Raw genomic sequence first — 20,788 nt, 5'->3', positions numbered from 1 at the left:
TCCCTACAAGGAGTTGAAGAGATGTTCCGTTCCTCAATGGTGATTTTTGCCCTGCTGGCCTGTACCGTTTGCGACGCGCAAAGCAAGAGCGACGCGACGCAATCCGCGGCGCCCTATAAGGTAAGTGAAGGCAACAAGGTCGACACCAATACCCTGCAAGGCTGGAAGACCTGGCGCGCCATGGCGTGCGAGCGCTGCCACGGCGCGCAGCAGGAGGGCATGGTCGGTCCMTCGCTGGTGGAGTCGCTGAAGAAGTTGTCGATGGACGATTTCCACAAGCTGATGATGGACGGCCGGATCGACAAGGGCATGCCGAATTTCGGGGGCTCCGAGATGATGCAGAAGAACTGGCAGAACCTATATGCCTATCTCAAGGGCCGCTCCGATGGCAAGATCAAGCCGGGCCATGTCTATCCGGCTGACAAATGATGACCGGGCCGGCGCGCCGGATAACGGCAAACAGGAGTCGACGGATGCGCAATCGGGGACTGACGCTGATGGCAACGGTGCTGGCTGGAGCGTTGGCGGCGCCACCAGGCGCGGCGCAGGCACCGCCGGCGGACAAGCTGTTGCGGGTCTGTGCCGACCCGAACAGCCTGCCGTCGTCGAACCAGCGCGGCGAAGGCTACGAGAACAAGATCGCACAGGCCATGGCCCACGATCTCGGCCGGGAGGTGGCCTACACCTTCTTCCCGCAGCGCATGGGCTTCGTGCGCAATACGCTGCGGGCGAAGGATCCCGATACCGGCAACTGGAAATGTGACTTGATCGTTGGCGTGCCCAAGGACTATGAGCTGACGGCCACCACGCGGCCGTATATGCATTCGACCTATGCGCTGGTGTTCCGCCAGCGCGATGCGCTGCGCGAGGTAGCCACGCCGGAGGACCTGTTGAAGCTGCCGCCTGAAACGCTGGGCAAGCTGCGCTTCGGCATCTTCTCGMGCGCGCCGTCGGTGGACTGGCTGCTGCGCAACAAGCTGTTCGAGCAGGCCGTGGTCTACCAGCAGCAGAGTGGTGATCCCGACGAGGTGCCGGGTGGCGTGGTCGAGCGCGATCTGCTGGCCGACAAGGTCGACATCGCTATCCTGTGGGGACCCATCGCCGGCTACCTGGCCCGCCAGCATGCCGGCGCCGGCGAATGGGTGATGGTGCCGTTCCGGCCCGATCCGCAACTCAAGTTCGATTACGAGATCGCCATGGGCGTGCGCTTTGGCGAGAAGGCGTGGAAAGATGAAGTGGATCGCTGGATTGCCGGCAACCAGGAAAAGATCAATGCGATTCTCGCCAGCTACCGGATTCCCCTGGTGGACGACAAAGGCAATCCGGTCGCGGGCCCGTCCCCCAACCGGCGTTAGGCAGCGTGTCGTCGCTGTGCTGCTGTGCGCCATCACGGGTGCCGTGGCGGCGCCCGCCGGCGCCGCCGACGATCCCATCAAGCCGGCGGAGCGGTTGCTGTTCATGGCCGACCACCTGAAGACGGTGCGGGTGCCGGCCGATCTCGTCTACCGCTTCGACAAGGGCGGCAGCCTGGCGCCGGCAGGCAGCGAGGAGGTGCACGTCAGGTTGTCGCGCGGCGGCAAGGGCGTGAGCGCGGTCGTCAGCGATGCGGCCGGCACCATGCCGTTCGCGCTCGAAGCGCCGCTGCGGGGCAATCCGGTCATCCTCTATTTCCTGGAGAAGGACATCGCCGAAATGCGCCAGTTGACCGGCGGCCAGCCGCGTTATTTCCAGAAGCGGATCCGGCTCGCGCTGGCGCAGGGCCCGGCCATCACCCCGGTGACGGCCGAGCTGGATGGCAAGCCGGTGCCGGCGCGGCAGATCGTGATCCAGCCCTACCTGGACGATCCCAACCACGCCCGCTTCGAAAACCTGGTCGGCAAGCGCTACACCTTCGTGCTGTCCGACCGCGTGCCCGGCCAGGTCCTGCTGCTCAAGAGCGAGGTGCCGGGCAAGGTGCCGGGAGTGACGCCGGACCAGGCGCAGAACCAGACGCAGAACCAGGCGCAGGACTTCGCGCGTCCGGTGCAAACCGAGACTTTGCGCTTTCGCGGCGCCAAGCCATGATGAATCGGGTGAATCGAATGCATGGGAAGCACGCAAGCGAGCGTCGCAGGTTCCTGCGCGCCGGACTGGGCGCGCTTGCCGCGCCGCTGCTTGCCGGCATGGCGGGCCGGGTCCCGGCCAGCACGGGCAGCATGGCCGACAGGTATCCGTCACGGCCGATCACGCTGATCGTCCCCTGGCCGGCAGGCGGCGCGACCGACATCACGATGCGGATCCTCGCCGAACTGGCCAGCCCGGCGCTTGGCCAGCCGATCGTGGTCGAGAACAAGCCCGGCGTGGGTGGCACCCTGGTGGGCCCCGCGCTGTCTGCGGCTAAGCCGAACGGCTACGTTATCGGCCAGTTGCCGTTGACGGTTTACCGCCTGCCGCACCAGCAGAAGACCAGTTGGCAGCCGTTGCGCGATATCCAGCCGGTGCTGATGATCTCGGGCGTCACCTTCGGCATCCTGGTCCCGGCCGACAGCCCACTGCGCAGCCTGGGCGACCTGCTTGAGTGGGGCCGCGCACATCCGGGCGAACTGACGGTGGGTTCCACGGGGATAGGTACCACGGCGCACCTCGGCATGGAAGACGYCCTCTCGCGTARCGGCATCTCCTATGTGCATGTGCCGTATCGCGGCACCGCCGACCAGATGCTGGCAGTGGCCAACCATTCGCTGATGGCCGGCGTCAATTCCACCGGCTTCGCGCCCTTCGTGGCGTCTGGGCAACTGCGCTTGCTGGCGGTGTTCAGCGAGGCGCGTTCGGCGCACTGGCCCGACGTCCCGACCGTGAAGGAGCTCGGCTATCCGGATGCCGTTTACAACTCGCCGTATGGCATCGGCGTGCCACATGGGACCGACCCGCGCATCGTCACACGCCTGCACGACGCGTTTCATCACGCGATGTTCCAGCCCCGTCATATCGCCGAGCTTGCCAAATACGACCAGGAGCTTACCTACCTGAACACGGCGCGGTACCAGGCCTACCTGGAGCGGGCCTGGGTCAAGGAGCGTGAATTTGCCGAACGCCTTGGCCTCGGGATCAAGCAGGAGGCCTCGTCATGACGCGTGCCCCGGAAGCGGCATTATTTGCCGACGCGCTGGCCTGCGAAGGCGTGCGCAAGCGGTTTGGCGCTCGGGCAGCCCTCGACGGCGTGTCGCTGCGGGTGCGGCGCGGCGAGTTTGTCGCCTTGCTGGGTCCCAACGGCGCGGGCAAGACCACGCTGTTCCAGATCCTCGCGGGGCTTTTCGTCCAGGACGCGGGCCAAGTGGAAGTGATGGGCGCCGATATGCGTGAGGCGCCGGTCCATGCACTGGCCCACATCGGCATCGTGTTCCAGCAACCGGCCATCGATCTCGATCTGTCGGTCGAGGCCAACCTGCGGTTCCATGCCGATCTGCATGGCCTGCCGCGCCGGGAATCGGCCGCCCGGATGGCGCCGCTGCTCGACCACCTGKGCCTGGCGGCGCGGCGCGGTACCCTGGTGCGTGAACTGTCGGGCGGCAACCGGCGCAAGGTGGAGTTGGTGCGCGCGCTGCTCCACCAGCCCGGCCTGCTGTTGATGGACGAAGCCACGGTGGGCCTCGACCCGGCCTCGCGCATGCAGATCGTCACCGAGGCGCGGCGTCTGGCGACGCACAGCCGGGTGGGCGTGCTATGGGCGACGCATCTGGTGCAGGAAGTCGAGGCGAGCGACCGCGTCGTGGTGCTGCATCGTGGACTAGTGCGCTTCGACGGCACACCGGCGGACCTGCTGCGCGCGGCAGGCGGCGGCAGCCTGGAAGCGGCATTCCTGTCCCTCACCGGGACACCTGAACAGGAGGCGCGGAAATGACGAACCGCCATGCGGTGCCGGCCCGCTTGCGGGCGATGTTGCTGGCCGGGCTTTGCCTGGCGCCAGGGCCGGGCTGGAGCGCGGGCACCGGCCAGCTCTTCGTCTCGAACGAGAAGGACGGCAGCCTTACCGTGATCCGGGCGGACACTCGCCAGGTGACTGGCACCCTGGCACAGTGCAAGCGGCCGCGCCACCTGCAGTTCTCGCCGGATCGTACCCGCCTGTACGTCGCCTGCAGCGACGACCACCGTATCGACGTGATCGACGTGGCCAGCCGCAAGACGGTCGGCGCGCTGCGCGTGGGCGAGGATCCGGAAATGTTCGACCTGAGCCCCGATGGCAAGTCCCTCTATGTGTCGAACGAGGAAGACGCCTTGCTGTCGGCCTTCGACGTGGCGTCCGGCAAGAAGCTGTTCGAGGTCAAGGTCGGCGAAGAGCCGGAAGGCGTCAAGGCCAGTGCGGACGGCAAGCGCGTCTATGTCGCCTCCGAAGTGGCGAACATGGTCCATGTCATCGATGTCGCGGCGCGCAAGGTGGTCAAGAACATCCAGGTCGGAAACCGGCCCCGCCGCTTCATCCTGACACCGGATGGCAAGGAATTGTGGGTAAGCAACGAACTCGGCGCCAGCGTCAGCGTGATCCGCACCGACGACCTGGCGGTGGCGCATACCATCCAGTTCGAGCCCAAGGGCTTTCGCGCCGACGACATCACCCCGGTCGGCATGACCCTGTCCAGCGACGGCAAGCGCGCCTATGTAGGGCTTGGCCGCGCCAACCACGTGGCGGTGGTGGATGCCGCCGGCAAGCGCGTGACGGACTACATCCTGGTCGGCAAGCGTGCCTGGGGACTGGGGTTGAACCGCGACAACAGCCTGCTCTATGTCACCAACGGCTTGTCTGACGATGTCAGCGTGGTCGACACGGCTCGCAACAAGGCGGTCACCGCCATCCAGGTCGGGCGGGTGCCGCATTCCGTGGTGATCGACGATTGAAGGCGGCAGACGTCATGTGGGTAAACGCACCCCTATCCTGGTGCCGGCGGGCGTTGCCGCTGGCATTCCTGTTGTTGTCGTGGGCCGCGGCCGCGCAGGAAGTGCGCATCGCCGTGGTGTCGCTTGCCGACGATCCGCGCTACGACAGCCGGCAACTGGAAAAGCGCTATCCCGGGCATCCCGAAGGGCGTCCGCTGGATGGTGCCAAGGTGGCCGTCGCCGAATCGCGCTTCGCGCTCGATGCGGTTGGCGCGACACTGGTGCTGGAACCGGTTGAAGTCCGCGGCGAAGCCGAAGTCGCCGCTGCCGTGAGCGGGCTGGTCCGCCGGAATGTGAGGTATGTCGTGCTGGACCTGCCGGCGCCTGCCGTCGTCGTGGCCGCAAAGGCGGTCAAGCGGGGGGACGCGCTGCTGTTCAACATATCCGCCGCCGACGACAGCCTGCGCGGCGCCGGCTGCGCGCCCAACCTGCTGCATACCTTGCCAAGCCTGCGCATGCGCACGGACGCACTGATGCAATACCTGGCCGCGCGCAAATGGCGCAAGGCCCTGCTGTTGTACGGGCCGCTGCCGGCCGACCGGGAGCAGCAGACCGCTTTCCTGCAATCGGCCAAGCGCTTCGGGATTGGCTGGGCTGCGCAACGTCCCTTCAAGCTGTCGAACGATCCGCGCGAGCGCGATCTGTCCAACGTGAACCTGTTGACCACCGGGGTTGACTACGACGCCGTCGTGGTTGCGGACAGCGATGGCGAGTTTGCGCGCTCGCTGCCTTATGCCACCCAGCTGCCGCGCCCGGTGGCCGGCGCCAATGGCCTGACCGCACAAGCCTGGCACTGGGCCTGGGAGCGCAACGGCGGGCCGCAGCTCAACCGGCGTTTCAGCAAGGCAGCCGGCCGGCCCATGACCAGCTTCGACTGGGCCGCATGGGCTGCCGTGAAGGCGGTGGCGGCATCGGTGGCGCGCTTGCCGAAAGCCGGCTTCGCCAGGCAGCGTGAGGCGCTGGTCTCCGGCGAGGTGGTGGTCGACGGCTTCAAGGGGCCGCGCCTGGGCTTCCGCCCTTGGGATGGCCAGTTACGCCAGCCGCTGTTTCTGTCCCACCCCGACGGCGTGATTGCCACGGCGCCGGTGGAGGGCTTCCTGCATCCTAAGAACAATCTCGACACGCTCGGCGCGGATGCCCCCGACTCAGCGTGCCGCATGACACGCTGAGCGTGCGCAGGGAGACACGATGACCCATCCCGTCATGCATGGAATGCGCGCGCTGCGGGCGGTGGCCGGCCGGGAAATTTGCAAGTTCTTCCGCCAGCCGGGCCGGCTGTTCTCGTCGCTGGTGCGGCCCTTGCTGTGGTTCCTGGTGTTTGCCGCCGGCTTCCAGAACGTCTTCGGGGTAGCCATCATCCCGCCTTACGAGACCTATATCGAATACAAGGTCTACATGGCGCCCGGGTTGATCGCCATGATCGCGCTGTTCAACGGCATGCAGTCCTCGCTGGCGATGGTGTACGACCGCGAGATGGGCGTGATGCGGCTGTTGCTTACGGCGCCGTTGCCGCGCGGCTGGCTGCTGGCCTGCAAGCTGTTGGGCGGCACGCTGCTGTCCTTGCTGCAGATGGCGGCTTTCCTGCTGGTGGCGATATGCTTCGGCGTGACGTTCGCGTGGCAGGATCTGCCGGGGGCGTTCGCGGTGATGGCGCTGGCAGCGCTGATGCTGGGCGCGATCGGCCTGCTGCTGTCGGTGCATGTGCGCCAGCTGGAGAACTTTGCCGGCACCATGAATTTCGTGATCTTCCCGATGTTCTTTATCAGCTCGGCACTATACCCGCTCTGGAAGCTGGAGGAATCCGGCGCCACTATCGTGTACCAGCTGGCGCGCTTCAATCCGTTCACGCACGCGGTCGAGGCCATCCGCTTCGCGCTGTACGGCCAGGCGCAGTGGACCAGCCTGGCGGTGGTGGCGGGCGGCGCGGCAGTGTTCTTCACGCTCGCGCTGCTGGGCTACGATCCGCAGCGCGGCGTGGCGCGGGCCGCGCGCGCTAGCGGTCCGGCCCGCTGAAGCGGCGCGATGCCGCGTCGGCGCGAAACACCAGCGGCACTTCGTGCGGCGCTGCTGGCGGCCCGCTTTGGGCGGCAAGGCGCCCATGCATGACTACGTTGCGCACGGTGGCATGATCCGGCGACTTGTCGCAAACGGGATCTGTTCGGTTGGCATCGCCGGTCAGCAGCCAGGCCTGGCAACGGCAGCCGCCGAGATCGATCTCCTTTTCATCGCATGAGCGGCACGGCTCGGGCATCCATGCCGTGCCGCGAAAGCGCTGGAAGGCATCGCTGTGGTACCAGATATCGCGCAGCGATTGCGTGCGCACGTTCGGCAGGACGAGGCCGGGCAGCATGCGCGCGGCGTGGCAGGGCAGGGCGGCGCCGTCGGGCGCAATCCCGAGAAACACCGAGCCCCAGCCATTCATGCATTTCTTGGGCCGCTGCTCGAAATAGTCCGGCACCACGAACAGGATGCGGCAGCGCTTGCCGATCCTGGCGCGGTAGGACTCCACCACCGACTCGGCCTCGCGCAGCTGCTCCTCGGTCGGCATCAGCGCCAGCCTGTTCTCCCAGGCCCAGCCGTAGAACTGCGTATTGGCCAGCTCCAGGTATTCGGCGCCCATTTCCAGCGCCATCTCGATGATGGTGCCGACATGGGCGAGGTTGTGCCGGTGCAGCACGCAGTTGAGCACCATYGGGTAGCCGTGCGCCTTGATCAGCTTCGCCACCCGTTGCTTCAGGTCGAAGGTGCGGGTGCTCGACAGGAAGTCGTTCATTTCCCGCGTGGAGTCCTGGAACGAGAGCTGGACATGGTCGAGCCCGGCCACGCGCAGCGCGCGCAGGCGCGCGTCGGTCAGGCCCACGCCGGAGGTGATCAGGTTGGTGTAGAAGCCCAATTGCCGGGCATGGCCCACCAGGTCTTCGAGGTCGTCGCGCACCAGTGGCTCGCCGCCGGAAAAACCAAGCTGGGCGGCGCCGAGCGCGCGCGCTTCCTCCAGTACCCGGCGCCACTGCGCCGTGTCCAGTTCCTGGCCATGGCGCACGTAGTCGACCGGGTTGTAGCAAAAGGCGCAGTGCAGCGGGCAGCGGTAGGTCAGCTCCGCCAGCAACCACAGAGGCGGACCCACCGTGGCGGTGGGCAGGCCCGGCTCAGACGAGCCAGCCGCGTTCGCAGGCATGTTTGACAAAGGTGTGTACCTCGGTGGCAATGCCCTGCACGCCGAAGGACGTCTGGAGTTCGTCGATCAGCATGTCGAGCGTATGGGTGCCGTCGCAGCGCTGCAGGATGGCGGCCGCGCTGTCGTTCAGCTTGACCATGCCTTCAGGATAGAGCAGCACCCAGGCTTTCTGGGCCTCTTCCCACTGCAGGCGGTAGAGCGGGTCCAGCCGCGGCGTGGCGGCTACGGTGTCGGGCTTGGCAGGGGAGTTCATACGGGATACGCCTTTTCGATGGCGTCCAGCATCGACCATAGGATGTCGAGCTTGAACTGCAGGATTTCCGTGGCGCGCTGCTGTTCGGCCGGCGTGCGGAAATAGTCCAGCGTGACGCGCAGGCCATGGTCGACATCGCGCTGCGCCAGCGGGATGCGCGAACGGAAATAGCTGAGTCCCTCTGCGTCGATCCACGGGTAATGCTCCGGCCAGCCGGCCAGCCGTTCCTTGTGGATGGCGGGGGCGAACATCTCGGTGAGCGACGAGCACACCGCTTCCTGCCACGGCGCAYGCCGCGCGAAGTTGACGTAAGCGTCCACCGCGAAGCGCACCCCGGGCAGCACCAGTTGCTGGGACCACAGCGCCTCGCGCGTCAGCCCCACGGCTTGGCCGAGGCGGCTCCAGGCTTCGATGCCGCCGGGCTCGGTGGCGGTGCCGTCGTGGTCGAGAATGCGGATCACCCACTCGCGCCGCGTTTCGCGTTCGGGGCAATTCGAGAGGATGGCGGCGTCCTTGAGCGGGATATTGATCTGGTAGTAGAAGCGGTTGGCTACCCAGCCCTGGATCTGTTCGCGTGAGCATTGCCCGCTCGCCATGCGCCGGTTGAAGGGGTGATGGATGTGGTAGCGCGATTCCAGAGCGCGTAGCCGCGCTTCGAAGGCCGCGCGCTCGCCGTCGGGAATCGCTGGCGGGACGGGTTGGGGGTGTGGTACGGGCATCACAGGGCGATCTCCATGCCGTCATAGGCCACCTCGATCCCGTGCGCGGCCAGTTCGCTGCGCGGCTGCGAGTCTTCCACCAGGATCGGGTTGGTGTTGTTGATATGAATCAGGATCTTGCGTGCCGCTGGCGCTTCGTCCAGCGCGGCAATCATGCCGTGCGGGCCGGACTGCGCCAGGTGGCCCATATCGCGGGCCAGTTTGGACGACAGGCCGAGCCGCCGCATTTCATCGTCGGTCCAGAAGGTGCCATCGACCAGGATCACGTCGGCCTGGGCCAGCTCCGCGCGCACATGCGGCTCGATGCTGCCCAGCCCGGGCGCATAGAACACGCGCTTGCCGCTGGCGCAGACGATGCGCAGGCCGATATTGTCGCCATGCTGCGGCGCGGCGCGGTTGGGGGAGTAGGGCGGCGGCTTGCTGTCCAGCGCGATGGCGTGCAAGGTGAGCCCCGCGAGCGGCGGCACGGTGAAGGGGCTTGCGTCCAGGGGCAGCGGATGGGTTTCCAGGTTGCAGTAGTGGGACAGGATGCGGGACAACGGAAAACCTTCGCTCAGGTCCTTCAGCACCGGGGCCGTGGCGTAGACCGGCAGCGCGCTACTGTGCTCGCGCAGCATCAGCAGGCCAGTGACATGGTCGATCTGCGCGTCCATCAGCAAGACGGCGGCGATCCCGGTGTCGCGCGCCGCGCGGGCCGGCTGTAGCGCCGGGGTGGCGCGGATCTGCGCCAGGATGTCGGGCGAGGCGTTGACCAGCAACCATTGCACGCCGTCCTCGGATAGCGCGATCGAGGATTGCGTACGTGCGGTGGCGGCAATGGTGCCGCGACGCAGCCCGTCGCAGTTGAAGCAGTTGCAGTTCCATTGGGGAAAGCCGCCGCCGGCAGCCGATCCCAGTACCCGAAGTGTTGTCATGGCCTGGTGTTTGTCCAGTCAGGGCCAAGGAAAAAGCCCGCCGGCCGGCGGGCTTTCCCGGATTCCAGCCGTCCGCCCAGTCAGCGGTTGGCAATGTACATGGTGATCTCGAATCCGAACCGCATATCGACGTATGCGGGAGTAGTCCAGGTCATTGGCGGCTCCTTTCAGGATGGGGTAGGCAAGTACAGCATAGTCCATGCAAAGGTAACGGCGAAGCTTGCTTGCCGTCGGCATCGGTGCTGCAACAAGCATGCCCGGCCGCCGCCGCCGACCGTTGGGCGAAGCCAATTGCCGTGCAGCCTCTTGCCTGGTTCCGTCTAGCAGGCCAGGCGGGCATCATGCTGCTCCGCAGCATTGCATAACGCCCCGCCTGAGGCTCTCGGTCAGTGCTCGCGGGAGCGGGCAAAGTGTCACGCCATTGCCACAGCGCGGGCCGGATGTGCAACAGGCTGCCTGCCTACATCCGGTACACAACCCCGACCCAGGCGCTGCGCGGCGCGCCGGGTGCGACGAACAGCGCGCTGGCGTTGTCTTCCGGCGTCACGTGCGGGCGCAGCAAGTTGCCGTTGGGAAACAGGTCGTTGGAGATCTGGCCGTAGGTCTCGTAACGGCGGTCGAACAGGTTGGCCACGCGCGCGTAGATCTCGAAATGCTTGTTGACGCGGTAGGACGCCCGCAGGTTCACCGTGGCGTACCCGGGCGTGCTCCAGTCCGCGTACTTGGGCGCCTTGCCGGGCTGCGGGTCGGCGCGCAGGCCGTCTTCGTTGCCGTTTGTGGGGCTGCTGGACACGCCGACCAGGTCGGCGCCCAGGGTCAGGCCGGCCAGCGCCTGCCAGTCCACGCCCAGCTTGATCGTGTGCCGCGGCACGCCGGCCCGGCGCATGCCCGGCTTGACGTCGATGGTGCGCTCTCCCACCGCGAGCCGCCCGTTGGCCTGGTAGGTGGCCTGCAGATAGCTGTAGCCCAGGCGCAGCGTGAAGTCGCCCAGGCGCTGCCGCGCGGAGAGGTCGAAGCCCTGGTTGCGGGTCCGGTCGAAGTTGGCGAAGTAGCCCTGCTGGGTGTTGGGGGCACGCAGGAACAGGATGTCGTCGTGGTTGTCGATGCGGTAGAACGTGCCGGACACCTCGGTGTCCTTCGACGGGCGCCAGCGCGCACCCGCCTCGTAGGAATGCGACACGACCTGCTTGAGGTAGGGGTCGGCCTGCAGGCCGGCGGGCAGGCGGCAGGGCTGGGCCGGATCGGCGCAGCCCAGCTCCAGCACCGTGGGCACCCGGTTGTTCTGGGCGTAGCCGCCGAACACCGAGACCCCGCCGCCCAGCTTTTGCGTCAGGCCCAGCGCGGGGTTGAGCCGGCGGTAGGTGAAGCTCTCCTGCGGCTGCTCGCTGCCGTCGCTGTTGCGCAGCGTATTGCTCACGGTGACGTGGTTCCACCTGGCCGAGGCGGTGAGGAAGGTGCTGGGCGTAAGGGACCAGGTATCGGAGAGATACAGGCCAATCGCGCGCGAGGTGCCACTGACGCCGGAGAACAGTGCATTGGGCGCGTTCGGGTCGGCGACCACGCCGCGGTCGTCGGTGAAGGTGGCGAGCTGCTCGTACTGCGAGTAGGTCAGGCGGCTGCGGTCGAAGGTCAGCCCGGCGTTGAGCAGGTGGTGCTCGGTTTCTTTGGCGGCACCGAGCGCCACGCCGATGGATTGCTGCCACATATGCGTGGTGTTGAGCACGGCCGGGTCCAGCGCGGCGCCTTCGGCCCGGGTGAAGCCGCAGCGGGACTTGCGCGGGCTGCCGTCGGCGTTGAAGCCGTCTTCGCAGTCTTCCGTGTAAGCGTCGTAATCGGGGTTGATGTCGCCGTTGGTGGTGTCACGGCGGCTGGTGCGCACGTAAGCGAGCATGGCGGCGCTGGTCTTGTCGTCGATCCAGTGGCGGCCGTTGAGGGCTACCTGGGTGACTTGGTTGCGGGTCTTGTCCGGGTAGGTGTATGCGGCGGCGCGGTTGTTTTCGTACAGGCCGGGCAGCAGGGCATTGCCGCTCGCGCGGTAGCTCGGCACCAGGCCGTTGCCGATCAGGGTGCTGCGCCCGTGCAGCAGGGACACGTCCCAGCTGGTAGTGTCGCTGGCATGCCCGGCCTTGACGAACAGGTTGCCGAGCCGGCCTTCGGAATGATCGCGCCAGCCGTGTTCCTGGAACAGGGTGCCGGCGGCGAAGGCGTGCCAGCCGCTGTCGCTGCGGATGCCGCCCGACAGGTCGGCGCGCTTGCGGTTGCCGCTGCCATAGGAGAGATCGGCGGTCAGGCCCGGTGAAGTCAGGCCCGAGCGGGTGGTCATGGCCAGCGCGCCGCCGAGCGTGTTCAGGCCGTAGGCGGGGTTGGCGCTGGAGACCAGCGAGACGCTATCGAGCGCGGCCTCGGGGATCATGTCCCAGCTGACCACGTCGCCAAAGGGCTCGTTGACGCGGATGCCGTCGAGGTAGATTGACAGGCCTTGGGATGCGCCGGGGATGGGCGAGGCGCGAAATCCGCGGTAGGTGAGGTCGGACTGGAAGGGGCTGCCCTGGATGTCGTTGACATTGACGCCGGTGAAGTAGCGTGCCAGATATTCGGCGAGGGTGCCGGTACGTTTGCCGTTCAGGTCGTCGCCGCTAGCCGTCTGCACGGTGTACGGCACCAGGTCGCGGTCCACGCCGATGCCGGGCAGCGGCGCGGCGGCCACGATCTGGACTTCGGGCAGCATGGCGCCATCCCCGATCGTGCCGGTATTGCCTGCATTGCTGGTGGGCACCGAGGTGACAGTTTGTACCGGAAACGGCATTGCATCGCGCGGCGCGGTGTTCGCCGCCACCGCCGCCACCGCCGCCACCGCCGCCACCGCCGCCACCGCCGGCGCTGCAGGCACGAAATTCGCTGAAGCGGCATGGTCCGCCTGGGCTGATGCCGCACCGGCCGCAAGCGGGAAGCATAGCCGGACGACCGCGCGTGCCAGCGTGGTGCGGCGCAAACCCGGAATCTTTCGCGGGGGCGGGTGGCGTGGGCGGCGTGGTGGTCTTGGGGCAAGGGGCATGGTGGGTCTCCTCATATTGTTATCTGGGCATCCGCTCCTGCTCAAGCAGGTCCCATACCTCCATAGCCGGGAAAAAATCCCGATTTGATTGAGAGCGAGGCATGGGCAAGACAGGGAATGCAAGGAGACGGGAGCCATGGAGATGTCAAGCCTGCTGATGCGCCGCGCCGCGTGGGTGACCCTACTCGGCTTGTGCTGTGCCCTGCTGGCGGCACTCTGGCAAGCGCAGCGCAATGTGCGGCACGAGGGCGTCGGCGCGCTGCGCACCGCCGAGCTGATGGCCCACCTGGCGGCGCTGCAGGGTGGCGGGCAGGGCGGCGCCGGCGCACGCCTGGACGCCCTGCGGCGCATCAACGCCTCGGGGGAGCTGCGTCACCTGCAACTGCTGCTCAAGGATGGCGAAGGCCGCGTGCTGGTGGCCCCGGCGCAGGACGAGGCCGTGCCGGCGCCGTTCCAGGCCTTGCGCTGGGTCCAGGCCCGGTGGCAAGGTGCGGCCGCCGCACCGGCCCAGACCTGGCGCATCGCGCGCGGCGATGGCGGCGACTGGCAGGCCAGCCTGGTATGGAACCCGCTCAGCGAGCAGCGCGAAGCCTTCGGCGACATCGTCGGTGTGCTGGCGCTGCTATGCGTGTTCAGCGCCATGATGCTGGGCGGCATCTGCTGGGTGGTGCGGCGCGCGCTGGCGCCGCTGCGCGACATCCTCCATGCGATCTCGCGTTATGAGCGCAGCGACTACGCGCACCGCCTGCCCGCCATGCCGACGCGCGAGCTGGATGCGATAGCACGGGCGCTGAACCACCTGGCCGGCGCGCTTGCGCACACGCAGGCGACGCGCCGTGCGCTCAGCCTGCGTGTGTTGACCCTGCAGGAGCAGGAACGCGCGCGGCTGGCCCGGGAATTGCACGACGAGTTCGGGCAGGTGCTGACCGCGATGCGTGCCGACACGGCCTACATGGCGCGCAAGACGCGCGCCGACCCGGCCTTGAACGCGGTGGCGCAGGATCTGGCCAAGCACTGCGAGCGCATCCACCTGGACGTGCGCGACCTGCTGCGCGGGCTGCGCCCGCACGGCTCGCAGCCGGGCGGCGGACCGGTGCCGCTGGCGCGCATGCTGGGCGAGCTGGTGGAGGGCTGGCGCGGGCAGGCGGGCAGGCACACTGCCTTTGCGTTGCGGCTGGACCTGGGTGGCGCCGGCTTGCCGGACGAACTCGCCCTGTCGCTCTATCGGATGACGCAGGAGGCGCTGACCAACGTCGTGCGCCACGCGTGGGCGAGCCAGGCAACGGTGTCGTTGCGGGCCGACGGCGCGGGCACGGTGGATTGGTCGGTGGAAGACGACGGCGTCGGCATGGCTGCCGCCTCGCCATCGGCGCGCCAGGGCCACGGACTTGACGGCCTGCGCGAGCGCGTATGGGCGCATGGCGCGGAGATCGAGATCAGCGAGTCGGCACCCGGCGCCGATCGGCCCGGCCTGCGGCTTGCGGCGCGCTTCTGCCTGGCTGGCGCAGGCGGGCCGGCGGAACTGGCGAATCATGACGACTGGGCGCAGGAGGCCTGAAGGCATGGCGACATGGTGATGGCATCCATCCGGGTGGCGCTCGCGGACGACCACGCCGTGGTGCGCACCGGCTATCGGCGTTTGCTGGAACTGGAAGCGGGCATCGAAGTCGTGGCAGAGTTCGGCGACACCGACGTCGCCTACGGCTGGCTGACGCAGCACGAAGCCGAGGTGCTGATCCTCGACCTGTCGATGCCGGGCCGTGGCGGGCTGGAAACCCTGCAAAGGCTGGGCAGCCGCCTGCCCGGCTTGCGCGTGCTGGTGTTCAGCATGCACGACAGCCCCGCGCTGGTGGCGCAGGCGCTGAAGGCCGGTGCGCGCGGCTACCTGACCAAGAGCAGCCCGCCCGAGGACCTGGTCGATGCCGTGCGGCTGGTCATGCGCGGGGAGCGGCCCCTGTCGGACGATGTCAGGCAGGCCCTGGGGCACATCGGCGGGCAACAGGAAGAGGTGCCTCACCTTGGCTTGTCGCCGCGGGAGTTCGATGTGTTCCGGTTGCTGGCAAAGGGAAAACAGGTGGATGAGATTGCCGGCCAGCTATTCCTTAGCATCAAGACCGTGGCCAATTATCAGACCATGCTGCGCAAGAAGATGGGGCTTGGCAATACGCTGGAGATGCATCGCTACGCGCGGCAGCACGGCTTGCTTTAGCGCCTGGTCACGCACCGATGTCCTCCCGTAATAGCCGACAACCCGCTCCGGCACAGATTGCTGCACGCTGCAACAAAGTGCTCCACCTGTTCCAACGCGTTTGACCCCCTGCGTACTGCATGTCTTCCGTCCGATCGCGCCGCGTCAACCGGCACCCAGGTTCCGCCACGCTCCTGGCATGGCTTGTGCTGAAGTCCGCTGACCAGCCGGCGTCGTTCCAGGCCGCATTGCATCCAGAGGACCCAATGACAGCAGACGAGAAGCTCCAGGACTGGCGCGACAGCGCCCGGCGCGTGGAGCGCGAGGTGGCCAAGGCGGTGCTCGGCCAGCCGCAGGTCATCCGCCTGATCAACGTTGCGCTGTTCGCGCGCGGCCACGTACTGCTGGAGGGCGACGTCGGCGTGGGCAAGACCACGGTGCTGCGCGCCTTTGCCCGCGCCATCGGCGGTGAATTCGAGCGCGTGGAAGGGACCATCGACCTGATGCCTGGCGACCTGGTGTATCACAGTTACGTGGACGCGCAGAGCAAGCCGCGCATCGACCCCGGCCCGCTGCTGCGCCACGGCGAAAGGCTTACCACGTTCTTCTTCAATGAGATCAACCGCGCCCGGCCGCAGGTCCAGTCGTTGTTGCTGCGGGCGATGGCGGAGCGCTCGGTGTCGGCCTTCAACCGCGAGTACTGCTTCCCCCATATGACGGTGTTCGCCGACCGCAACAAGGTCGAGAAGGAGGAGACCTTCGAGCTGGCCTCGGCCGCCCGCGACCGCTTCATGTTCGAGCTGAACATTGCCACGCCCGCCGATCCCGCCGTGCGCCGCGCGCTGGTCTTCGATGCGGTCTACCACGATACCGAGTCCTTGCTGGAGCAGGTCGCGCCGGATGTACTGCCTTGGGCGCAACTCAACGAGATTGCCGCGATCATCCAGCGCGGCATACAAGCCAGCGAGACCATCGAACGCTATGTGCTGCAACTGTGGGAGGCCACCGAGACGCCGCAGCGTTTCGGCATACGCCTGGACGGCGTCGACATGGAGCGCCTGATTCTTGCGGGCGCCAGCCCGCGCGGCATGAGCGCCCTGATGAGGGCAGCGCGCGTGGTGGCATGGATGGCGGGCCGCACGCACCTCGTGCCCGAAGACATCCATGCCGTGTTGCCTTCGGCGCTCGGCCACCGCGTGTTCTTCACGCCGGTGTACGAACTGCGCCGGGCGGAACTGTCCGACGCGCTGGTGCGGCAGATCATGGGCACCATTGCCGCGCCATGATGCGAACGACGCGAACGTGGCCATGACCAGCCTGCGCGAATTCCACTATCGGCTGCCCGCCCGCGCGGGTGGATTCCGGCCGGGGTCCCACCTGGGAACCAGCCTCGGCCACGGGCAGGAATTTGCCGCGCACATGCGCCTGCTCGACAATCCGGACCCGCGGCGGATCGACCTGCGCGCCAGTCTGCGCAACCTGCGGCAGGAATGGCTGGTGCGCGCCCACCGGCAGCGTGTCAGCGTGCCCGTGCATGCCGTGGTCGACGTGTCGGCCTCGATGCGATTCGGGGCACATGCCAGCAAGCTGCACGTCGTGGCGGATTTCCTAGAAGGGTTGGGGCATAGCGCCTTTCGCGCCGGTGACCCGGTGGGCATGCTGGCATTCGACGCGGTGGAGCGCACCGACCTGTTCGTGCCGGCGCGGCACAGCCGTGGCGCCGGCTATGCCATGTCGGCGATGCTGCGGGAGTTCGCGAGCGCAGGCGCTTCGGCCTGCGCGGGTGGTGCCGAAGGGCTCTCGCAAGCGGCGCAGCGCTTAGCGGATCGGCAGGGACTGATTTTCCTGGTCTCAGACTTTCACTGGGCGCTTGAAGCACTGGACGGCGTTCTCGACCTGCTGGCGCAGGCGTACGTGGTGCCAATGATTACCTGGGACCCTGCTGAAACCGAGCCGCCGCCGGGCAACGCGCTGCTGGCCGTGCGCGATGCCGAGACCGGCCGCCGGCGCACGCTGTGGGTAGGCAAGGCGCTGCGCGCCCAGTGGCGCGACACGGTGGCTCGGCGGCGCGCCCGGCTTGACGCCCTGTTCCTTGCGCGAGGGCTGCGGCCCATCCATCTGCACGGGGCATTCGAGGCCGAGGCCCTGTCCCGTTATTTTCTCGAGGCCGTGGCATGACGCATCGCCAGCACCTCCTTCCCAGGCTTGCCGGCGCGGCTTGCGCGGCAACGAGTGCCGCCGTGCTGGTCCTTCCCGCAGCCTGGGCGCAGGGAAAAGCGGCCACCGTGGTCGTGCAGCAGCCACGCGCCTTTGGCTACGTGCTTGGCGACGTAGTCACGCAGCGCATCCTGCTGCCCGCCGACGGCACCGCCGTCGCGCCCGCGGCGCTGCCACGCGCGGAGCGCATCGGCGGATGGCTGGAACGGCGTCCGATCCAGTGGGAGACCGATCCTGACGGCCGCCGCTGGCTGCGCGTGAGCTACCAGATCGTCAATGCGCCGCAAACGCTGACCGCGATCGCGCTGCCTGCCTTGTCGCTGCCCATGAGCACGGGTCCGGCGCTGAAGACCAGCGCGCACCTGATCAGCGTCGRCCCGCTGACGCCGCAGGCCGTGCTCGGCAAAGGCGGCCTGCTCGAAATGCGTCCCGACCGGGCCGTGCCTGCGTTGCCAACCGAGCCGATTGCGCGGCGGATGCGGCTGTCGCTCGCCGCGCTGGCGGCCACCCTGGCCGCCTGGCTGGGCTGGTGGGCCTGGCGCAACCGGCGCGAATCCAGGCAACTGCCTTTGGCGCGGGCATGGCGCAGGATGCGCAGTCTCGACCCCAGCCAGGCCGAGGCCTGGCTATGCCTGCACCAGGCCCTGAACGAGACCGCCGGAACGGTCCTGCGTGCGGCAGCGCTCCCCGGGCTGCTGGCGCGGGCACCGCATCTGCAACCCCTGCGCGCGCGGCTCCAGCATTTCCTTGCCCACTCGGATCAGCGGTTCTTCTCGGGCGAGCCCGACGGCGAGCCATTTCCGTTGCGCGCGCTCTGCCGCGACCTCTATCTTGCCGAGAAGCGTGCCCGGCCATGACGATTCCCTTTGACTTCGTCCATCCGTGGGTATTGGCGCTGCTGCCGCTGGCCCTGTTGCCGCTGCTGCGCCGGCGCGGCGACACGCTGTCTTTTCCCTGCGTGGCGTGGCTGCCGCCGGATCGCATCGGCCGCGTCGCCGGCGCGCTGGAGCGGGGCCTTGCCGTGATCGCCATGGCAGGCATCATCGTCGGCCTGGCCAGCCCAGGCCGCTCGGAAACGCAGGTGGCGCGGACCGGGCACGGCGCGGAGATCCTGATCCTGCTGGACCGCAGCGGCAGCATGAATTCCGTCATCGTAGCCAAGGGCGAGCAGGCCGCGCTGCGCACGCAGGGAGACACCAAGGGCGATGTCGCGCGCGAGCTGCTCACGCGCTTCGTCGCGCAGCGGCCCRATGACCGCTATGCCTTCATGATGTTCAGCACCAGCCCCTTGCGTGTGCTGCCGTTCACCGAGCGCAAGCAGGCGATCCAGGCCGGCATCGCGGCCACCCGCATCGGCCGGGGGCTGATGAACACCGATATCGGCAGGGCGGTGCTGGCAGCGATCGCCGAGTTCGACGCGCGCCCTTACTCCGGCAGCCGCATCATCCTGATGGTGTCGGACGGCGGCGCGCAGCTCGATGCCGGCACGCGCAAGCGTATCGAGGCCGGCCTGGCCCGCAACCGCATTGCGTTGTACTGGATCTACCTGCGCACCGGCATCAGTCCAAGCCTGCACGCCGATGTCCCGGACGACAGCCCGGCACAGGAGATCGCACTGCACCGTTTCTTCCAGAGCATGGCCACGCCATATCGCGCGTACGAGGCCGAGGACGCCAGTGCCATGGCCGCCGCCATTGCTGAAGTCGGCCGCCAGCAGAACCTGCCGCTGTCGTTCACGGAGCGCGTGCCGCGCAAGGATGGCAGCGCCTACGTCTTTGGCGCGGCGCTGGTTTGCTGCGCGCTGCTGCTTGGATACCGATGCCTGCAATTGCGGAGCTGGACATGAGGCGACGCACCATCCATCTGGCGTTTGCCGTGGCGGCGGTTGCCTTCGGCGCGCTCGCGGCCGCCCAGGCCGTGCAGCTGCGCAAGGCGGCCCGGATCAACCAGGCCGTGGCATCGGCAAAGGCGAACGCCAGCGCCGCCGCCGAGGTGCCCGAGGCCAGGCTGGCGCAGGCCAGCGCGCTGGCCGAGGCCGGCCAGCATGACGCGGCCCTGACGGTCTACAACAGCCTGATCCAGCGCGGCCGCACCGATGCGCTCGGGCAGACGGCGCTGTTCAACCTGGGCAATATGTTCCTGCGCAATGCGCGCGAGACCGCCGCGAACGATGCCTTCCAGGCGCAGGCGCTGGTGGAGCTTGCCAAAGCGCGCTACCGCGATCTGCTGCGCGCCGATCCCGGCGACTGGGATGCCCGCTACAACCTCGAGCGCGCGCTCTGGCTGGCCCCCGAGGCGCAGGATGTGTTCGGCGCCGAGACCGACGACATGCCCAAGGAGCTGCTGCGCATCAAGGTGCCGGGCCTGCCACCGGGAGACCTGCCTTGACGCTGCGCACGCTGGCTGGCCGCTTCTTCGCGCGGGAAAACGGGCCGCTGGCGGTGACGTTGCTGCTGCTGGTGGCCGCGGTCTGGATGCCGCCGCTGACCCTGCCGCGCGGCACCTTCCGCTATATGGTCACCTTCGACGTAACGCAAAGCATGAATGTCGAGGACATGGGAAGCCCCGCGGCGCCCGTGAGCCGCCTGGCGTACGCGCGCGGCGCCATGCGCGAGTCTCTCAAGCACTTGCCCTGCGGCTCTGAAGTGGGCTGGGCCGTGTTTGCCGACTATCGCGCGCTCCCCCTGCTGACGCCGCTTGAGGTCTGCGCCAATTACGATGCCTTGCTGTCGTCGCTGGATCGCATCGACAGCCGCATGGCCTGGGTCAATGCGAGCAGCATCACGAAGGGGCTTTACTGGACGCTGCGCACGGGCAAGAGCATGGGTGACGGCACCCGCGTCGTCTTCATCACCGATGGCCACGAGTCGCCCCCGCTCCGGCCRTCGGAGCACTCCATGTTGAATGTCACGCCAGGCGAGACCGCCGGCTGGCTGTTCGGGGTAGGGGGCGACACGCCGATGCCCATTCCCAAGTCCGACCCGGATGGCAACCGCATCGGCTACTGGCGCGCCGACGAGGTCGTGCAGCTCGGCGCAGTATCCGGTGGCGTGGCGCCGGCGCAAAGCCAGGAACATCTTTCCGCCTTGCATGAAGCGCATCTGCAAGCGCTGGCCAGGCAGACGGGCCTTGGCTACCGCCGCGTCGCCGCGCCCGGGGCATTGACCAGCGCGCTGCTCGACGGGCGCCTGGCGCATCGGCAGCCGGTCAGGACCGATCTGCGCTGGCTGCCGGCCGTGCTTGCCCTGTTGTTGCTGACCTGGCATCTTCTGCCAGCGCGCGGGCGCCTGCCTCTGCGCCGCCTCTTCGGGCAAGGCAAGCCGGAGGCTTCGCCCTGATATCCTCCTCCGAATGAC

General features: G+C 67.8%; 22 protein-coding genes. 16 read left to right on the top strand and 6 right to left on the bottom strand.

Features of this window, described 5'->3' with window-relative positions:
- Positions 1 to 21 precede the first annotated feature (21 nt).
- The 8 genes from AC1DS3_RS14375 to AC1DS3_RS14340 are packed head-to-tail and all read left to right on the top strand — an operon-like array spanning position 22 to position 6,924.
- Positions 22 to 429, top strand: coding sequence for a c-type cytochrome (locus AC1DS3_RS14375; RefSeq protein WP_441632993.1), 408 nt, complete (start codon positions 22 to 24; stop codon positions 427 to 429).
- A 44-nt stretch (positions 430 to 473) separates the two neighbouring features.
- The gene (locus tag AC1DS3_RS14370; RefSeq protein WP_477127407.1) at positions 474 to 1,355 is read left to right on the top strand and encodes a substrate-binding domain-containing protein; all 882 of its coding nucleotides are present in this window, start codon (positions 474 to 476) and stop codon (positions 1,353 to 1,355) included.
- A 16-nt stretch (positions 1,356 to 1,371) separates the two neighbouring features.
- Positions 1,372 to 2,064, top strand: coding sequence for a hypothetical protein (locus AC1DS3_RS14365; protein WP_441632989.1), 693 nt, complete (start codon positions 1,372 to 1,374; stop codon positions 2,062 to 2,064).
- A gap of 17 nt (positions 2,065 to 2,081) precedes the next feature.
- The gene (locus AC1DS3_RS14360) at positions 2,082 to 3,110 is read left to right on the top strand and encodes a tripartite tricarboxylate transporter substrate binding protein (RefSeq protein WP_477127406.1); all 1,029 of its coding nucleotides are present in this window, start codon (positions 2,082 to 2,084) and stop codon (positions 3,108 to 3,110) included.
- Entirely contained in the window at positions 3,107 to 3,880 is a 774-nt protein-coding gene (locus AC1DS3_RS14355; protein ID WP_477127405.1) for an ABC transporter ATP-binding protein, read from the top strand. Before AC1DS3_RS14360 ends, AC1DS3_RS14355 begins: the two co-directional genes overlap by 4 nt.
- Positions 3,881 to 3,915: 35 nt before the next feature.
- Positions 3,916 to 4,872 (top strand): PQQ-dependent catabolism-associated beta-propeller protein, encoded by a 957-nt coding sequence (locus AC1DS3_RS14350; RefSeq protein WP_441633186.1) that lies wholly within the window; start codon positions 3,916 to 3,918, stop codon positions 4,870 to 4,872.
- A gap of 14 nt (positions 4,873 to 4,886) precedes the next feature.
- Positions 4,887 to 6,080 carry an ABC transporter substrate-binding protein gene (locus AC1DS3_RS14345; protein WP_441632983.1) on the top strand — a complete coding sequence of 398 codons (1,194 nt, stop codon included), beginning with the start codon at positions 4,887 to 4,889 and terminating at the stop codon, positions 6,078 to 6,080.
- Positions 6,081 to 6,099: 19 nt separating this feature from the next.
- A complete protein-coding gene (locus tag AC1DS3_RS14340) occupies positions 6,100 to 6,924 on the top strand; it encodes an ABC transporter permease (protein WP_441632981.1) in 825 nt (274 codons plus the stop codon).
- Here AC1DS3_RS14340 and pqqE read toward each other — a convergent pair.
- The 6 genes from pqqE to AC1DS3_RS14310 all read right to left on the bottom strand — a co-directional run bounded on the left by pqqE (position 6,905) and on the right by AC1DS3_RS14310 (position 12,862).
- Positions 6,905 to 8,086, bottom strand: coding sequence for a pyrroloquinoline quinone biosynthesis protein PqqE (gene pqqE / locus AC1DS3_RS14335; RefSeq protein ID WP_441632979.1), 1,182 nt, complete (start codon positions 8,084 to 8,086; stop codon positions 6,905 to 6,907). The genes AC1DS3_RS14340 and pqqE overlap by 20 nt on opposite strands.
- Positions 8,058 to 8,339: a pyrroloquinoline quinone biosynthesis peptide chaperone PqqD gene (gene pqqD / locus AC1DS3_RS14330; protein ID WP_441632977.1), complete on the bottom strand. Its 282-nt coding sequence runs from the start codon at positions 8,337 to 8,339 to the stop codon at positions 8,058 to 8,060. Before pqqD ends, pqqE begins: the two co-directional genes overlap by 29 nt.
- Positions 8,336 to 9,058 (bottom strand): pyrroloquinoline-quinone synthase PqqC, encoded by a 723-nt coding sequence (gene pqqC / locus AC1DS3_RS14325; RefSeq protein WP_477127404.1) that lies wholly within the window; start codon positions 9,056 to 9,058, stop codon positions 8,336 to 8,338. Before pqqC ends, pqqD begins: the two co-directional genes overlap by 4 nt.
- Positions 9,058 to 9,972 (bottom strand): pyrroloquinoline quinone biosynthesis protein PqqB, encoded by a 915-nt coding sequence (pqqB, locus tag AC1DS3_RS14320; RefSeq protein WP_441632973.1) that lies wholly within the window; start codon positions 9,970 to 9,972, stop codon positions 9,058 to 9,060. The genes pqqC and pqqB overlap by 1 nt, the downstream gene beginning before the upstream one ends.
- Before the next feature lie 80 nt (positions 9,973 to 10,052).
- Positions 10,053 to 10,127, bottom strand: coding sequence for a pyrroloquinoline quinone precursor peptide PqqA (gene pqqA, locus AC1DS3_RS14315; protein WP_441633184.1), 75 nt, complete (start codon positions 10,125 to 10,127; stop codon positions 10,053 to 10,055).
- A 305-nt stretch (positions 10,128 to 10,432) separates the two neighbouring features.
- Entirely contained in the window at positions 10,433 to 12,862 is a 2,430-nt protein-coding gene (locus tag AC1DS3_RS14310) for a TonB-dependent receptor (RefSeq protein WP_441632971.1), read from the bottom strand.
- Between the two features lie 301 nt (positions 12,863 to 13,163).
- Here AC1DS3_RS14310 and AC1DS3_RS14305 point away from each other — a divergent pair, with 301 nt between their 5' ends.
- The 8 genes from AC1DS3_RS14305 (at position 13,164) to AC1DS3_RS14270 (ending at position 20,770) form a co-directional block, all read left to right on the top strand.
- Complete coding sequence (locus AC1DS3_RS14305) at positions 13,164 to 14,585, top strand: HAMP domain-containing sensor histidine kinase (protein ID WP_441632969.1); 1,422 nt, start codon at positions 13,164 to 13,166, stop codon at positions 14,583 to 14,585.
- A gap of 12 nt (positions 14,586 to 14,597) precedes the next feature.
- Positions 14,598 to 15,236, top strand: a complete 639-nt coding sequence (locus AC1DS3_RS14300; protein ID WP_441632967.1) for a response regulator — start codon at positions 14,598 to 14,600, stop codon at positions 15,234 to 15,236.
- A 245-nt stretch (positions 15,237 to 15,481) separates the two neighbouring features.
- Positions 15,482 to 16,501 carry an AAA family ATPase gene (locus tag AC1DS3_RS14295; RefSeq protein ID WP_477109172.1) on the top strand — a complete coding sequence of 340 codons (1,020 nt, stop codon included), beginning with the start codon at positions 15,482 to 15,484 and terminating at the stop codon, positions 16,499 to 16,501.
- Positions 16,502 to 16,523: 22 nt separating this feature from the next.
- Positions 16,524 to 17,393, top strand: coding sequence for a DUF58 domain-containing protein (locus AC1DS3_RS14290; RefSeq protein WP_441632963.1), 870 nt, complete (start codon positions 16,524 to 16,526; stop codon positions 17,391 to 17,393).
- A complete protein-coding gene (locus AC1DS3_RS14285; protein ID WP_477127403.1) occupies positions 17,390 to 18,289 on the top strand; it encodes a calcium incorporation protein MxaA in 900 nt (299 codons plus the stop codon). The genes AC1DS3_RS14290 and AC1DS3_RS14285 overlap by 4 nt, the downstream gene beginning before the upstream one ends.
- Positions 18,286 to 19,278, top strand: coding sequence for a vWA domain-containing protein (locus tag AC1DS3_RS14280; RefSeq protein ID WP_477127402.1), 993 nt, complete (start codon positions 18,286 to 18,288; stop codon positions 19,276 to 19,278). Before AC1DS3_RS14285 ends, AC1DS3_RS14280 begins: the two co-directional genes overlap by 4 nt.
- Positions 19,275 to 19,820, top strand: coding sequence for an MxaK protein (locus AC1DS3_RS14275; protein ID WP_441632958.1), 546 nt, complete (start codon positions 19,275 to 19,277; stop codon positions 19,818 to 19,820). Before AC1DS3_RS14280 ends, AC1DS3_RS14275 begins: the two co-directional genes overlap by 4 nt.
- A complete protein-coding gene (locus AC1DS3_RS14270; protein ID WP_441632956.1) occupies positions 19,817 to 20,770 on the top strand; it encodes a vWA domain-containing protein in 954 nt (317 codons plus the stop codon). The genes AC1DS3_RS14275 and AC1DS3_RS14270 overlap by 4 nt, the downstream gene beginning before the upstream one ends.
- Positions 20,771 to 20,788: the final 18 nt, after the last annotated feature.

This window comes from Cupriavidus sp. 01L46, from assembly GCF_056399905.1.
The sequence above is the reverse complement of the archived record's forward strand: the minus strand, read 5'-3'. Positions and strand labels throughout refer to the sequence as shown.

Coding starts and splice junctions, on each gene's coding strand:
- AC1DS3_RS14350 (WP_441633186.1), top strand. CDS start 3,916: ATGTTGCTGGCCGGGCTTTGCCTGGCGCCAGGGCCGGGCTGGAGCGCG.
- AC1DS3_RS14345 (WP_441632983.1), top strand. CDS start 4,887: ATGTGGGTAAACGCACCCCTATCCTGGTGCCGGCGGGCGTTGCCGCTG.
- AC1DS3_RS14340 (WP_441632981.1), top strand. CDS start 6,100: ATGACCCATCCCGTCATGCATGGAATGCGCGCGCTGCGGGCGGTGGCC.
- pqqD (WP_441632977.1), bottom strand. CDS start 8,339: ATGAACTCCCCTGCCAAGCCCGACACCGTAGCCGCCACGCCGCGGCTG.
- pqqB (WP_441632973.1), bottom strand. CDS start 9,972: ATGACAACACTTCGGGTACTGGGATCGGCTGCCGGCGGCGGCTTTCCC.
- AC1DS3_RS14305 (WP_441632969.1), top strand. CDS start 13,164: ATGGAGATGTCAAGCCTGCTGATGCGCCGCGCCGCGTGGGTGACCCTA.
- AC1DS3_RS14300 (WP_441632967.1), top strand. CDS start 14,598: ATGGTGATGGCATCCATCCGGGTGGCGCTCGCGGACGACCACGCCGTG.
- AC1DS3_RS14295 (WP_477109172.1), top strand. CDS start 15,482: ATGACAGCAGACGAGAAGCTCCAGGACTGGCGCGACAGCGCCCGGCGC.
- AC1DS3_RS14290 (WP_441632963.1), top strand. CDS start 16,524: ATGACCAGCCTGCGCGAATTCCACTATCGGCTGCCCGCCCGCGCGGGT.
- AC1DS3_RS14275 (WP_441632958.1), top strand. CDS start 19,275: ATGAGGCGACGCACCATCCATCTGGCGTTTGCCGTGGCGGCGGTTGCC.